This is a genomic window from Psychrobacter fozii, from assembly GCF_003217155.1.
Lineage (GTDB): Bacteria > Pseudomonadota > Gammaproteobacteria > Pseudomonadales > Moraxellaceae > Psychrobacter > Psychrobacter fozii.
On record NZ_QJSU01000001.1, the window covers coordinates 629,341 to 643,401 of the forward strand.

Consider the following 14,061-nt stretch of genomic DNA (forward strand, 5'->3'; position numbering starts at 1 on the left):
CTATTTCTGTTTAGACAGAAACTTATGTAATAAGTATAAAGAGTAACTAAGTTTGAGTAATACGAGTTTCGGTAAAAATAGCAGCAAGAAACAGCAACGACAAATGGATGTGCAAAATGAATGCAAACAAAATACACGCTGATAAAGAGAAGACCATTAAAAGCGCGATTGCTTCAGTCGAGTGGCAGGATTTGCGCCAACTAACGCGCGCTCAAATTGCTTATAACCTCATTTTGCCTTATCCATTTTTATTGCTGTCTTGGTGGTTCGCCAGTCAGTCTTTGTATGTGTTGGCCTGTGGCGCTTCTTATTTGTTTTTCGCTGCTGCTTTTCGCCAAGCTCATGATGGCTATCACCATAGTTTAGGGACAGGTAAGCGCGCGACCACCGCGATATTGCTATTGCTCAGTGTACTATTGATGACCAGTTTGCATAGTATCCGAGCCACCCACATGGAACATCACCGCAATCCATTGGGTGACAGTGATATCGAAGGCCGTTTGGCAAAAGGTTCGTGGTGGCAAGCGCTGCTTGGCGGAATAGCGTATCGATTGGATATTTATCGCCAAGGATTGCGTCTCAGCAGCCGTCGCAATCAGCGTATTGCTTGGTTGGAGTTTGGCTTGATTTTCCTTGTTATTATCACTGCGCTGGTATTGACTGTGATTCCTGTAGCTGTTCCTGCTATTTCAACGTTGGCGCAAGTGTTGATATATCACCTACTGACGATGATGTTGGCCAATGCCAGTGTCGGCATTATCGCCGTGTGGGGCGTGCATCACGATTGTGATGAGACAATCGCCCGAACCGAGCGCAATCCTTTGGTCAACTTACTGACCTTTAATTTACTTTATCACGTAGAGCATCATCTCTTTCCTGCTGTGCCATCGAATCATTTACCTGAGCTTGCTAAGCGTTTAGATGTGGTAGCGCCACACCTGACTAAGGCACATGTATTACCAAGTATGACGACTGTGATGGAATTTATAAATCATTATGCGAGTAAGTTGAAAGATAAAGATCAAAATAGTAATGATAGTGAATGTCCTATTCGTAAGCGTTTTGCTTAGTGTGGTTATCAAATTGGGTAGTCGAATAAAAGGATAGTTGTATGCAAATATCATCGACTCAGCCAAGTAATAGTTTGAATATTTACCCTGAGAAAAAAGTGCATAGAACGTTCATACTTTCGGGTACTTTATTTCAGCTAATCTTATTTCCACTTATAGCGATTTTATTCACCTTTGATGAAAGCATAGGCTTATTGGTTATCTTGTTTTTTCCAATATATATCATAGGTGGTGGGCTACTTGGGATGAGTATGATGTCTATCATTAGTGCTTGGCACGTCAGTAAAAAGCGGTTTATCAAAAAAGGATGGTGGATACAGACTTTCCTAGTTGGCTATATTGTAACAACGGTATTCTATCTTCTTTTTTTAAGTTCTATAGCAGGTATCCCTTATTTGTTAGGGATTGGTCTAACGGGAGGCATAAGTGCTGTGTTAGCAGGCATGTCAGCATTACCTACTTTAGAAGAGTATGCTGAGAATTTGGATTAATCGACTGAAAAAATAGCTAAAAAACTGTCTCTAAGGATATCGTCATGGGTTCAGATTCTAACAAAGGTCATGGAAATTATTCAAAAGCCAATGTCATAGCATCCTATTTATTCTTTGGTGGAGCTATTGGTGGCAGCTTAATAGGATTAATAATAGCTATGCTGATGGCCTTAGAAGCCGTCTTGCAAAGTGATGTCTTTCAGAATATCGTTAGATCAATAGTGCTAGCTGTATTAGCAGTACCTATCTGTGCATTCTTTGGTTTCATGATAGGTCTGATCCCTGCAACATTGACTGGTTGTTTAGTCGCGAGTTTGAAGCTATACCGCAATTATAAAGGTTTATCGTATTCAGCTATCATCGGTACAATATCGACGGTTATCTGTACTTTACTATTCATGGTTTTTAACGACATCCCTTTTTCAATTACTGCTTGTATCTTTGCTGCCTTTATCGGAAGTTCTAGTGGATATTTCACAGGGTTGTTTGTCTTACCAAAGGCATGATTCACAGAGATAAGTTACATAATTAATCATCAATTATCCACAGTAATTTCATGCGCTTTACCAAGGCGATATTTATACTAAATTAACAATGACTGTTAATGGGATAAATAGAATGAAAACGAATAATGAGTTAGGTGCGTACCCTTATCTACAAGTGATTATTCTGTTTGCAGGATTTGGTAGCTTGGTTGGTGGACTGGTAGCTCAGTTGTTCTTATTGTTTATTTTTAGGGATGCTGATTTTGCTCAAATTGGTTATCAGCCATTATTATATGTTGGATTACTTGGTTTTATCCCTGCTTTATTAACAGGTGTTATCGTTGCTAGTAAGAAGGTATGGCGCGGTGATCGTAAAAGTATAAGAACGACATTCTTAACTGGTTTTATAACTTCAGCATGTTATATGGGTTCAATCATTTTGTATTTAGGCATAAACTCATTGATAGAAGTTGGCGTATTATTCGCATTTATGATTGCTATAGGGTTATTTGGCGCAATCAACTCAGCGATTGCTAGCTGCATTGCTTTACCAAAAGTATGTAAAAGTGGTTTTGATATAACGGCTAAAAAAGAAGACGATGGTTATAAGGGTTTACATTTCAATGAATCATAAATCAGACAGTTAATACATATAGGGAGTAGGGTATGAATATTCTAATCAGTGGCGGTTCAGGGTTTTTGGGTAGTGCGTTCAGTAAAGAGATTCAGAAACGTTATCAAACGGCTGATAAAGAATTACATATTACTTGGCTGACACGTGACAGCAGCCAGGAACATCCTAATGATATTGAAATGATGACTTATGACCAACTCTCAAAAACAGATAGTACTTTTGATGTAATTTTTAACCTAGCCGGCGCAGGTATTGCTGACTCGCGATGGAGTGATGAACGCAAAGAACAGTTGCTCGCCAGTCGTATTAAACCCACTGAGTCAATACTGGAGTTTATCGCCCGCACCAGTATCAAACCCAAGCTATTAGTTAGCGGATCAGCGATTGGTTGGTATGGCACGCAAGGTGATAAACCATTAACCGAAAGTAGCAGTTTTGAGACAGATTTTTCACATCAGTTATGTGAGCAATGGGAGCAGCTAGCTTTGACAGCAACGGATTATGGCGTACCTGTCGTTATCGTGCGAACTGGTGTGGTGATTCATCCTGAGGGCGGAATGGTCGGCAAGCTTTTGACACCGTTTAAAATGGGTGTCGGTGGTCAGTTGGGTAATGGTCAGCAGATTATGAGCTGGATCAGCCGTGAGGATTGGGTAGGCGCAGCGCTATTTATCATTGAGCAGCATCTTGCTGGTTATACGCAAAGTCAGGCTACACAGGATAATCTATTAAAAACGGCAACGGAAAACGATACACCAGCGTTTGTATATAACCTAACGTCGCCAAACCCAGTAAACAATCATACTTTTACCAAAACACTAGGCACATGGCTGCATCGTCCAACATTCTTCACTTTACCTAATTTTTTACTTAAGCTGATGTTTGGTGAGATGTCGACGCTATTAATTGATGGTCAAAAAGTATTACCACAAGCATTACAGGATGCAGGTTATGAGTTCCAGCAGCCAACGCTACAGCAAGCGTTAGCAGAGCAGAAGTCATAAATGACTAGGTAACTGTTTCATGTGAAACGTAGATATTCTATATCTGAGTTTTAAGTTTCATGTGAAACAAAATAGAGGTCTTTATGAGCGATATGGAGAGTAGAGCTACAGTTACGGTACCTAGCTATCCAAAAGATAAAGTAATAGAATCCTATGGGTTGTTGGGCGGAACAATAGGAGGCTTGTTTCTTTGGCTGACAATGATAGTACCTAATGCCCTACTTGGAAATAATAGTTTAGTTGGGCCTGAAGTATTCAATATTACTAATATCTATTTTATAACTATATTTAACATGATCTGTTTAATAGGGTTGATAGGATTTTTGCTAATCTTAAGCATGTTTTTTGGATTTATATTGGGTTCGATACCTTCATTGCTTACAGGTTATATTCTCGCGAATACAAAAACTTATCGTAGTTATAAAGGGTTTCTAATATCTTTGGTCACTGGTAGCCTCATAGGTTTTACTTTTCTATCTTTACTAGATTTATTAGACTTACCTTTTATTATTCGGGTTTTGACAGGTGGCGTAAGCGCGGTAGTCACAGGTCTAATCGCACTACCTAAGCACAAATAAAATTTATCTACACATTTCACTTTTGACAGAAATAAAATAAATAATACTAAGCCAATTAAATTAAGTGGTCGCGCTAGTAAGACAGCTACTGCTTATCACTAAGTAAGGAGAACATCATGCGTCATCCTTCGTTAGCCAGTATTGAATGGCAAGATTTACGTCAGCTTAGTCTGAGCGAGACTGTTTATAATATTTTTTTATCATTACCTTTTTTATTGTTGTCATGGTGGAGCGCGTGGCAAGGATGGTGGTTACTTGCACTTGTGGCGACGTTTTTCTTTTTTACTGCCGCACTGAGACAGGCGCATGATTGTTATCATCGAACGTTGGGAGTAGGAGTACTCGCCACCGAGCTCATGTTGTTTTTTCTCAGTATCACGATGCTCTGTAGTACGCACGCCATTCGGCACACACATCTCAACCATCATCGAGATCCGCTGGGAGACAGTGATGTTGAGGGTAACTGGGCGCGCCTGCCGTGGTATCAAGCAATATTGGGAGGTGGACTTTTCTCGATTGCGATTCAGTGGTTTGGCCTGACGCATGGTAGCCGTCGTAATCGTATTCTGGTCGGCATTGATATGTTGCTTATTGTTGCAGTGATTGGCACTGCTTTTATCACGATGCATCCAGTATTGGTGTATCACGTGTTGGTGATGATATTGGCTAATACGATGGTTGGGTTCTTTGCGGTATGGAGCGTACATCATGGTTGTGATGACGTGGTATATGCCCGTAGCGAGCGTCATCCACTGATTAACCTACTGACTTTTAACTTGCTCTATCACATCGAGCATCATCTATTCCCAGCGGTGCCGACCAATCATTTACCAATACTGGCTAAGCGCTTAGATGCCGCCGCACCGCAGTGGGCGCAGCAGCCAGTCATTCCTTTTTTAGCACCAGCTTTAACACCAGTCAATAAATACCAAAAATCTAGCGTAATTAATAAAACGAATAGCCTCGATGCTGAGGTATCACTCATAAAGGAGTCGTAACATGATTATCCAAAACCATATCAACAGCTATAGAGAGCAAGCGAATTTGTCCGTTACCATGTACTACGATGATGCGTGTGTGATATGCAGCACCGAGGCGCATAATATGAAAAAGCGTCAACCGGAAAAGATACGCTTAGTTCCTGTAGATGAAGGGTTAGATGAGTTAGCGGTCGCAGGATTTAGCCGTGAGGATGCGATGACGTATATGTGCATGAAAGACAGTTACGGCAATTGGTACACACATATGGATGCTATTAGGCTGCTCTACAAGACGGGCGGTGTTAAGTGGTCACCGTTGTTGTTTTTACCAGTGATCAAGCAACTGGGTAACTTTGGCTATCCGTATATCGCTCGCAATCGCTATCGAATTCCAAACTGGGTGACCAAGCTGCTGTATGGCAGAGCAATCATGCAAGCATGTGAAAATGGTGTCTGTAAAATAGCACCAGATAAACGTTAAGGCAGTTGTGTCAAAAACCATAAGACGGCTCTACTGCAAGCCGTTTTATGGCATGTCGTTTGTCGTAATAGCGCCTGGTTTTGAGTTTGATACTAAAAGAACAATAAGGCTGATAACCCCGACGCATAACGATAGCAAGGAGCCTGTTATTAACGTCATGACAAAACTTGACAGGAAGGGTTGGTGAAAATCCAACCCAAGAAGTTCAACGATATAGATAGCTGCAACCCCTGCTAAAATCTCTGGTGATATAAAAGGGAAAATAGGCGTAGCTAGATTCAGAATCTGCAATCCTGCCTTTATATAGACGCCTTTCTGTAATGCTGCTATAAACCGATGCCACTGATTTTTACGTGCAAAATCATCAAGCAACGTATAGAAGATAATAAAGCAGCCAATTCCTGACGCCATGCCAGCTATAGATAACCAAGAATTATCATTTAATGCAACTCCCCATACAAAACCTGCTATTGCACTAATACAAACCCAAAGTGTCCAAAAACCCCAACGTTTACTCATCTTTTCACCTTTGTTGTCTGTACGATTCTTACGATAAATCATACGATTTTATTTAACGGATATTCATGTAAAAGCTATGGAATATTGATGGAATATGGGCTAAGCAGTAAAAATAAGCGGTTTTTAACGTAAGATAATCTCATTTTATCTGAGTAGATTTTACTATGTGGTACTTCATTGTTTTCACTCAATCACTCGCCATTATGACCTCTATACTGCTTTGGTGGTTCATTAAACCAAATCGGCAGAGTAGAAAGATTATTTTGGTTATAAGCGTTTTTATCATTAATAATGCCTTTCTCATTTATGGTCTAAGTGATTTTTGGGGCGAGCGTTTTAACGTTTATCTGGTTATCAGTATTTTACAAGGCTTTATGTTCTATGCAGGTATAGCCACTGCTGTACTATCACCCCTTTTTAATAAGTTATTAAGGTGTCGGCCGCGGCCTAAGCTGTTACGCGTGTTTGCGCTTACGGCTTATGTATCTATTGTCAGCTTGGCTGTATTTAATGCTTACTCGCCTGTGGTACATCGTTTGACAGTTACGACAGACAAGCCGCTGAATAAGCCTATGAGCATAGCATTAGTGTCTGATACTCATTGGGGTAGATGGTTTGGAAACCACCAGATAGATAAGTTGGTAGATTTGGTCGATGAGCAACACCCTGATGTGGTCGTCATAGCAGGAGATATCATGCATGATACGACGATTGCTTATGACAATACCAATATGCATAAGCATTTATCAAAGTTGAAGGCGCCACTTGGGGTTTATGCTACTTTAGGCAATCATGATTATCGAGGCTATGATGAAGCGATCGCTCAGGCTGTTGAAGCAGCAGGTATCCAAGCGCTCGATAATGAGAGTGTGCTACTAGATGACTCAGTATGGTTGGTTGGGCGTTCGGATGATGTCGACCAAACCAGACTGTCAGCGGAGGAGTTATTGACCCAAGTTGATACTAATAAGCCGGTGGTGTTTTTAGAGCATCGTCCTTCTATGATGGATGAGATCAAAGCGTTGCCAGTTGATTTGCATTTATCAGGGCATACTCATGGTGGACAGATATTTCCATTGACGATGCTGATGAATTGGTTAAAGCCGCTCAACTATGGTACCAAAACAATAGAGGACACGCAGTTTTTGGTGACGTCAGGTTACGGTTTTGGCGCGGTACCTTTTAGATTAGGCACGCGCTCAGAGATTTGGATGATTACGTTACAGTCAGCAACGTCATAAGTTCAGCTATATAATAATGAGATAAAACAGACTAGGAACGCCCATGCGCTACGTGTTTTTTGCAGTTATCATTTGTTTGCTGCAGTTATTTAGTTTGGGTGCCGCAGTAAGTTTGCGGTGGTGGTTACAGCCTTGGACAACTCCTACCTTACAGATAGCAGTGATGATAGCTGTCTTTATAATCAGTAACGGCTTGCTATTATTAAGCGCCAGTAAACTGCTGGCAAATAGCTACCGATGGGTGAGTGGTTGGATGCTAGTCATGCATTTTATCATACTCACCGCTGGACTGACCGGTGTGGCGTACGGCGGTTATTTATTAAGTACAATGGTATTTAGCAGCTCGACTGGTCTACTCATTACGCAGCCACCAGAAACCATTATTTTTGGCTTGCGCGTATTCGCCTTTGTCTTGTTTATTGGACTGTTCGTTTACGCCTTATATAGCGCTTATGTGCCAGTGGTAAGGAGGCGCACCATTCATATCAATAAGTCTATGCAAGGACAACTGCGTATTGCGGTGGCCAGTGACTTGCATCTGGGGCGCTTGTTTGGGAATCGTGCAATTGATAGATTAGGTCGTCTGCTTGTTGAGCAGCGTGCGGATATGCTGTTGATGCCGGGCGATATTATGGATGACAATACGCACGCCTATGCAGCATATGATATGCAAAATAATTTGACTACACTGTGTGATCAGCTGCCTTTGGGTGTTTATGCCACACTAGGCAACCATGACTTATATGGCCATGAGCAACCGATTAGTGACTCGTTACGCAGTGCTGGCGTGCATTTATTAAATGATGACGTGCTGTGTGTTAATCATCAAGACCAACCAGTTTGGCTGATCGGGCGTTTTGATAATCATAAGCGTGAGCGAGTAGCCACTACAGAGCTGTTATCACAAGTGGATACCACGTTGCCCGTGATACTGCTAGACCATAGACCAAGTGATATTATAGAACATAGCAAGCTGCCTATTGATTTGCAGGTATCAGGTCACACACATGATGGGCAAATATTCCCCGCCAATTTTATTGTGCGAGCCATCAACCGTTTGGGCTACGGTTATGAAGCCATTGGGCTTGGACATTTTGTGGTGTCATCAGGCTATGGCTTTTGGGGGATTCCTTTTCGATTGGGGTCACGCTCTGAGGTATGGCTTATCACCGTTCAATCAGCGGCCTGACAAAGCATGTGTACCCATTTGGCGAAATCACTAATGATGTGATTGACCTCGTGGTTTAGACCACTATGAATGCTCATCAAATGAATAAAGCCATGCGGTGCACCCAGTACTGTATGGACTTTGACCGGATATCCTTTGGCTTTTAGCTGCTCGGCATAATCAAGCGCTTCATCACGCAAAATATCAAGCTCCGCGGCCACGATATAGCTTGGGCACATGTTTGTGCTATCACCACGTGCCACCGAAACAAAGCCATGCTCTGGCGGGATGGTACCATGCCCCATATAAGCGGCGTCAAACACCTCAGCATCATTATGATCTAAAAACAACCCGTCACCGTACAGTGTCCAACTAGGGTGTTCGGCGGTAATATCGATCACAGGATACAGCGGCAACTGCGCCAATGGCTGTGACAAGCGCTGGATGGTTTGCATATCAGTTGCGCCATGTATCTTCAATTGCTGCCACTGTACCTCGTCAGGTGAGATCACTTGCTGCGCCACTAGTGTTGCAAGGCAACCACCTGCACTGTCTCCCGACAAAACAATGCGAGAGGGTAACGCACCCATCGTATGACAATGCTCTGATAGCCATACATAAGCGGCTAAACAATCTCTGAGGGCCGTTGGAGCAGTATGTTCAGGCGCCAATCGATAGTCGACACTCGCAACTGCCCAGCCAGTTTGCTGGCAGACGGTATGGCAAAATTCATGATGCGTATCTATATCACCGATACAAAACCCACCACCATGAATAAATAGCATCACGACTTTATCGGGATTGCTATGTTGCCCTGCCTCATAGCAGCGTATCTGCATGTTTTCGCCATCGGCATTGGCAATCTTTTTGTCTTGCCAATGCACTTGCTGGTTGGTTGTTTTCTTAGTTTGCAGGCTCTTAGTTTGCGGATTTTCAGCTTGCACCCGTGTGCTATTTGATTGCGTCTGCCAAACGTTTGGCGATTGCATGGATACCGCATCTACAGCAAACTTTTTGCGCATCTGTGTGAGCTGAGATACGGTTAACGGGCGCTTCATTTTTCTATTGGCACCGATGATGGCACGCAAATGCCCGTCAGCATGTGGATACTGTGCCATGGTGGGCGCATTTAGAGATCGATTTAAGCGCTCTAACAAAGGGGTAGGTAAGTAGCCCAAGCTTTTTAACGCATAGTGCAAGGCGTGTCTACGGTAGCGTGATACAGGTAACGTTAGCATGGGCATAAGGGTCCTCACAGGGTTACAGAAGTGGCTAGAATTACTATCAACGGCCAAGTTATATGTCAAAAATTTTAGCACTGCTGCTTGTTTAATACCATCTAGAGTGCCATTAATAGTTCATGAGTTAGGGCGCTAAAGATGCCTATTAAAGGTAATAGTTAGTAATTCTTTACTCTAAAGTAAAAAATCCTTGGTTTTAGGCTTGAAATTTATGCTCATCACCTTTATCAAGCAGCTAGTAAAGCGCATTAATAAAAACAATGAGTAAAACATTTTAAGTATCTAATAAGGTCGCAGTATGACTGGCGATGAGCCTATCTATTGCGTCCTATATAAGTCGTCATTATTACATTCTAAGGAGCTATCATGAGCGAGAAAAACACCAACCACGAATCTGCTGAGCAAAATATGGCGAATGACAATGTCAGCCATACTGACAGTATTTTAGAAGAAACGATGAAAGAGTTTGATCCACAGAATAACTCAGGCGAAGAGATGACTATCGAAAATGATATCGATCTTGATACTTTTAAGGCGCGCATCGCTGAGTTAGAAGGCGAAGTTAAGCAAGCCAAAGAAACCACTGCCCGTGCTAATGCAGAAGCTTACAATGCGCAAAAACGCATGGAGCAAGAAGCGGAAAAGAGCAAAAAATTTGCTCTACAAAAATTCGCTAAAGAGCTATTAGATATTGTTGATAACTTAGAACGTGCTATGGAAAATGCTGATGCCAACGATCCAGTAGCTGAAGGTGTGCAATTGACGCACAAAGCGCTCTTGGCGCTATTGACCAAAAACGGCGTAGAAGCAGTTGATCCACAAGGTGAAAAGTTCAACGCAGATCTTCATGAAGCCGTCGGTATTGATGCAGATGCTGAAGCGGATACCGTTGGGACCGTACTACAAAAAGGTTATAGCTTGAATGGTCGTCTGTTGCGCCCAGCAATGGTACGTGTCGGTCAATAGTATTTAAGCCAATATTGCTTGAGGCAGTGGCGTTTGAAGTCATCGCCTTATTATATAAGCAGTGAACAATCAGTTTTTAATTGTGCTAAACCTCATTATTAGTAAGGGTTTTCACAAAAAGTCACACAAAAGGCAATTTTTGCGTGGCTTTTGACTTGAAAAAATTAATAAGTAAACCGATATATAGCAACAAGTGACCGACTATGGTCTGAACATATAAGTATTTATATTGAAAATAAATTAGGAGCATTTGATTATGGGTAAAGTAATTGGTATTGATTTAGGTACAACGAACTCATGTGTAGCAGTAATGGAAGGTGACAAAGTTAAAGTCATCGAAAATGCTGAAGGCACTCGTACAACACCATCGATCGTTGCTTATAAAGATGACGAAATCCTCGTTGGTCAGTCAGCTAAGCGTCAAGCGGTAACGAACCCAAACAACACGTTGTTTGCAATCAAGCGTTTGATCGGTCGTCGTTTTGATGACAAAGTCGTGCAAAAAGACATCGGTATGGTGCCTTACAAAATCGCTAAAGCAGATAACGGCGATGCATGGGTAGAAATCAACGGCAAAAAATTAGCGCCACCACAGGTTTCTGCTGAAATCTTGAAAAAAATGAAAAAAACAGCAGAAGACTATCTTGGTGAAAGCGTAACTGAAGCAGTTGTCACGGTACCTGCTTACTTCAATGACTCACAGCGTCAAGCAACTAAAGATGCAGGCAAAATCGCTGGTCTTGATGTAAAGCGTATCATTAACGAGCCGACTGCTGCTGCTCTTGCCTATGGTATGGACAAGAAGCAAGGCGATAGCACTGTTGCTGTATATGACTTGGGTGGTGGTACTTTTGACGTATCAATCATCGAAATCGCTGACGTCGATGGCGAGCAGCAATTCGAAGTACTTGCAACCAACGGCGATACTTTCCTTGGTGGCGAAGACTTTGACTCAGCATTGATTGACTTCTTAGTAGACGAGTTCAAAAAAGACCAAGACGTTAACCTAAAAGGTGACTCTCTTGCGATGCAGCGTCTAAAAGAAGCCGCAGAAAAAGCAAAAATCGAGCTATCAAGTGCTCAAAGCACTGAAGTGAACCTGCCTTATATTACTGCTGACAGCAGTGGTCCTAAGCATTTAGTTGTTACTATCAGCCGCTCAAAACTAGAAAGCTTAACGGAAGAATTAGTACAGCGTACTATGGGCCCTTGTAAAATTGCTCTTGAAGATGCTGGCCTAAAAATTGGCGATATCGATGACGTTATCCTAGTTGGTGGTCAGACTCGTATGCCACTAGTACAGCAAAAAGTACAAGAATTCTTCGGTCAAGAGCCACGTAAAGACGTGAACCCTGATGAAGCCGTAGCCGCTGGTGCAGCTATTCAAGGTGCCGTATTATCTGGTGACAAAACTGACGTATTGCTACTTGATGTGACGCCACTGACACTAGGTATCGAAACGATGGGTGGTGTAATGACGCCAGTTATCGAGAAAAACACGATGATTCCTACCAAGAAATCACAGGTGTTCTCAACGGCTGAAGACAACCAGCCAGCAGTAACGATTCAGGTTTATCAAGGTGAGCGTAAAATCGCTAACCAAAACAAACAGCTTGGTCGTTTTGATTTGACGGATATTCCACCAGCACCACGTGGTCTGCCACAGATCGAAGTAACTTTTGACATCAATGCTGACGGTATCATGAACATCTCAGCAACTGATAAAGGTACTGGTAAAGCACAAAGCATCCAAATTAAAGCGGATTCTGGCTTGTCGGACGAAGAAGTTGAACAAATGGTTCGTGATGCAGAAGCCAATGCTGCTGAAGATGAGAAATTCGCTAACCTAGCGCAAGTTCGTAACGAAGCAGATGGCCGCATTCATGCCGTGCAAAAAGCACTAAAAGAAGCAGCAGATAAAGTGTCTGATGAAGAAAAATCTTCAGTTGAGACTGCTATCACTGAGCTTGAAGCAGCAGCTAAAGAAGATGATCATGATGACATCAAAGCCAAGCTTGAAGCGTTAGATAATGCTTTCTTACCAGTTAGCCAGAAGATTTATGCTGATGCAGGCGCTGGTGCAGAAGGTATGGATCCAAGCCAGTTCCAACAAGGTGCTGACGGTGCAGCAGATAGCAGCCAAGCCGATGACGACGTTGTTGATGCTGAGTTTACTGAAGTAGACGAAGACAAAAAATAATACGGCTACTAACTAGTTAAATTAAAAAACGCATCCTTCGGGATGCGTTTTTTTATGGATACTACTTTTACTAACTGTAATTCCTATTAATTAGTTACTATTCTTGTCATATGCTGCGTGATTAAGGTTTAAACGCGCTCACTGTCAGCACCTCATACGTTAAATTCACACAAGGTTGTCCTTCCTCGTCTTGCACTGAGAAGTGTTGCCAATAGTCTGACTCAAACTGCTGTAGACGTGACTTTGTCCACATAAAGGTCTGGGTATTATCTGCTTTTACTTGTGTCTGATTGGTCGATACGCCAGTCAGCTTCATATGTTTTAAGATAGCGTAGGGGGTAGTGAACGGTAAATCAAAGCGCTGAGTTGAGAGTGCGATATTCTCAAAACCTGTATCAACCAATGCAGATTGCCATTCGTCGATATCTGGATAGTAGAGCCCTTGACCGGTTAGCGTCTTAATTTGTAAAAAGTTATTTGGGGTAAAGGTACTAAAGACTAGTTGGCCTCCAACTTGTAGACGGCGTGCAGACTGCGTGACAAAACTCAACGGATTATCAAACCACTGCACTGCATTGGCACTGACGATCAAACTATGATTTGCCTCCAAGCCTATGGTTTCAGCATCACCAATAATGATGTCAGCAGTTGGCAATATGGATTGCAATGTAGCAGCTTGCTCACTACATAATTCATTAATGACCCAGTGCTCGCTCTGTATATGCTCAGCGAGCAGTCGTGTCATTTGACCTGTACCTGCGCCGACTTCTAATACACTGCTTTGTTTAGTTTGAGCAATATTGGCGATTAAGTGCTGACAGACCTGCTGCTGAATACTGGCATGTTGGTCATAGTCACCAGCACTCGCAAAATGACGAGCGATGATTTGCTTTCTAGCACTGAGGTCATCAGGTGTGTCGAGTTTTTTCATAGAGTGTATTACATCCAGTTGAGCCAGTTATCAATCGATATAGTCATTCCACTATAAAAATATTACTGCGTT

At 42.3% G+C, this 14,061-nt stretch carries 15 protein-coding genes; 12 read left to right on the forward strand and 3 right to left on the reverse strand.

Features of this window, described 5'->3' with window-relative positions:
- Positions 1-116: 116 nt before the first annotated feature.
- The 8 genes from DFP82_RS02635 (at position 117) to DFP82_RS02670 (ending at position 5,723) form a co-directional block, all read left to right on the forward strand.
- Positions 117-1,070: a fatty acid desaturase gene (locus DFP82_RS02635; protein WP_110922157.1), complete on the forward strand. Its 954-nt coding sequence runs from the start codon at positions 117-119 to the stop codon at positions 1,068-1,070.
- Between the two features lie 41 nt (positions 1,071-1,111).
- Complete coding sequence (locus DFP82_RS02640) at positions 1,112-1,561, forward strand: hypothetical protein (protein WP_110922158.1); 450 nt, start codon at positions 1,112-1,114, stop codon at positions 1,559-1,561.
- 44 nt (positions 1,562-1,605) lie between these two features.
- On the forward strand, positions 1,606-2,067 hold the full coding sequence (locus DFP82_RS02645) for a hypothetical protein (protein WP_110922159.1): 462 nt from the start codon (positions 1,606-1,608) through the stop codon (positions 2,065-2,067).
- Between the two features lie 112 nt (positions 2,068-2,179).
- Positions 2,180-2,680, forward strand: coding sequence for a hypothetical protein (locus tag DFP82_RS02650; protein ID WP_110922160.1), 501 nt, complete (start codon positions 2,180-2,182; stop codon positions 2,678-2,680).
- Positions 2,681-2,712: 32 nt separating this feature from the next.
- Positions 2,713-3,684 carry a TIGR01777 family oxidoreductase gene (locus DFP82_RS02655; RefSeq protein WP_110922161.1) on the forward strand — a complete coding sequence of 324 codons (972 nt, stop codon included), beginning with the start codon at positions 2,713-2,715 and terminating at the stop codon, positions 3,682-3,684.
- 83 nt (positions 3,685-3,767) lie between these two features.
- Positions 3,768-4,262: a hypothetical protein gene (locus DFP82_RS02660; RefSeq protein ID WP_110922162.1), complete on the forward strand. Its 495-nt coding sequence runs from the start codon at positions 3,768-3,770 to the stop codon at positions 4,260-4,262.
- Between the two features lie 116 nt (positions 4,263-4,378).
- Positions 4,379-5,260 (forward strand): fatty acid desaturase family protein, encoded by an 882-nt coding sequence (locus tag DFP82_RS02665; protein ID WP_110922163.1) that lies wholly within the window; start codon positions 4,379-4,381, stop codon positions 5,258-5,260.
- Position 5,261: 1 nt separating this feature from the next.
- Complete coding sequence (locus tag DFP82_RS02670; protein ID WP_110922164.1) at positions 5,262-5,723, forward strand: thiol-disulfide oxidoreductase DCC family protein; 462 nt, start codon at positions 5,262-5,264, stop codon at positions 5,721-5,723.
- 45 nt (positions 5,724-5,768) lie between these two features.
- On the opposite strand, the gene DFP82_RS02675 is transcribed toward DFP82_RS02670, so the two are convergent.
- Positions 5,769-6,242 (reverse strand): hypothetical protein, encoded by a 474-nt coding sequence (locus tag DFP82_RS02675; RefSeq protein ID WP_110922165.1) that lies wholly within the window; start codon positions 6,240-6,242, stop codon positions 5,769-5,771.
- Positions 6,243-6,406: 164 nt separating this feature from the next.
- Between DFP82_RS02675 and DFP82_RS02680 the strand changes: the two genes are divergently transcribed.
- Complete coding sequence (locus tag DFP82_RS02680) at positions 6,407-7,483, forward strand: metallophosphoesterase (RefSeq protein ID WP_110922166.1); 1,077 nt, start codon at positions 6,407-6,409, stop codon at positions 7,481-7,483.
- A 43-nt stretch (positions 7,484-7,526) separates the two neighbouring features.
- Positions 7,527-8,672, forward strand: coding sequence for a metallophosphoesterase (locus DFP82_RS02685; RefSeq protein WP_110922167.1), 1,146 nt, complete (start codon positions 7,527-7,529; stop codon positions 8,670-8,672).
- Here the strand turns inward: DFP82_RS02685 and DFP82_RS02690 are convergent.
- Complete coding sequence (locus DFP82_RS02690; RefSeq protein WP_181416220.1) at positions 8,657-9,889, reverse strand: alpha/beta hydrolase; 1,233 nt, start codon at positions 9,887-9,889, stop codon at positions 8,657-8,659. The two genes, DFP82_RS02685 and DFP82_RS02690, sit on opposite strands and share 16 nt — an antisense overlap.
- 369 nt (positions 9,890-10,258) lie before the next feature.
- On the opposite strand from DFP82_RS02690, the gene grpE reads away from it, so the two are divergent.
- Together grpE and dnaK are read left to right on the forward strand one after the other, a co-directional pair.
- Entirely contained in the window at positions 10,259-10,858 is a 600-nt protein-coding gene (gene grpE / locus DFP82_RS02695) for a nucleotide exchange factor GrpE (RefSeq protein ID WP_110922169.1), read from the forward strand.
- A 256-nt stretch (positions 10,859-11,114) separates the two neighbouring features.
- On the forward strand, positions 11,115-13,058 hold the full coding sequence (gene dnaK / locus DFP82_RS02700) for a molecular chaperone DnaK (RefSeq protein ID WP_110922170.1): 1,944 nt from the start codon (positions 11,115-11,117) through the stop codon (positions 13,056-13,058).
- A 121-nt stretch (positions 13,059-13,179) separates the two neighbouring features.
- On the opposite strand, the gene DFP82_RS02705 is transcribed toward dnaK, so the two are convergent.
- Complete coding sequence (locus tag DFP82_RS02705; RefSeq protein ID WP_110922171.1) at positions 13,180-13,989, reverse strand: methyltransferase domain-containing protein; 810 nt, start codon at positions 13,987-13,989, stop codon at positions 13,180-13,182.
- Positions 13,990-14,061 lie beyond the last annotated feature (72 nt).

Coding starts and splice junctions, on each gene's coding strand:
- DFP82_RS02635 (WP_110922157.1), top strand. CDS start 117: ATGAATGCAAACAAAATACACGCTGATAAAGAGAAGACCATTAAAAGC.
- DFP82_RS02640 (WP_110922158.1), top strand. CDS start 1,112: ATGCAAATATCATCGACTCAGCCAAGTAATAGTTTGAATATTTACCCT.
- DFP82_RS02645 (WP_110922159.1), top strand. CDS start 1,606: ATGGGTTCAGATTCTAACAAAGGTCATGGAAATTATTCAAAAGCCAAT.
- DFP82_RS02650 (WP_110922160.1), top strand. CDS start 2,180: ATGAAAACGAATAATGAGTTAGGTGCGTACCCTTATCTACAAGTGATT.
- DFP82_RS02655 (WP_110922161.1), top strand. CDS start 2,713: ATGAATATTCTAATCAGTGGCGGTTCAGGGTTTTTGGGTAGTGCGTTC.
- DFP82_RS02660 (WP_110922162.1), top strand. CDS start 3,768: ATGAGCGATATGGAGAGTAGAGCTACAGTTACGGTACCTAGCTATCCA.
- DFP82_RS02665 (WP_110922163.1), top strand. CDS start 4,379: ATGCGTCATCCTTCGTTAGCCAGTATTGAATGGCAAGATTTACGTCAG.
- DFP82_RS02670 (WP_110922164.1), top strand. CDS start 5,262: ATGATTATCCAAAACCATATCAACAGCTATAGAGAGCAAGCGAATTTG.
- DFP82_RS02675 (WP_110922165.1), bottom strand. CDS start 6,242: ATGAGTAAACGTTGGGGTTTTTGGACACTTTGGGTTTGTATTAGTGCA.
- DFP82_RS02680 (WP_110922166.1), top strand. CDS start 6,407: ATGTGGTACTTCATTGTTTTCACTCAATCACTCGCCATTATGACCTCT.
- DFP82_RS02685 (WP_110922167.1), top strand. CDS start 7,527: ATGCGCTACGTGTTTTTTGCAGTTATCATTTGTTTGCTGCAGTTATTT.
- DFP82_RS02690 (WP_181416220.1), bottom strand. CDS start 9,889: ATGCTAACGTTACCTGTATCACGCTACCGTAGACACGCCTTGCACTAT.
- grpE (WP_110922169.1), top strand. CDS start 10,259: ATGAGCGAGAAAAACACCAACCACGAATCTGCTGAGCAAAATATGGCG.
- dnaK (WP_110922170.1), top strand. CDS start 11,115: ATGGGTAAAGTAATTGGTATTGATTTAGGTACAACGAACTCATGTGTA.
- DFP82_RS02705 (WP_110922171.1), bottom strand. CDS start 13,989: ATGAAAAAACTCGACACACCTGATGACCTCAGTGCTAGAAAGCAAATC.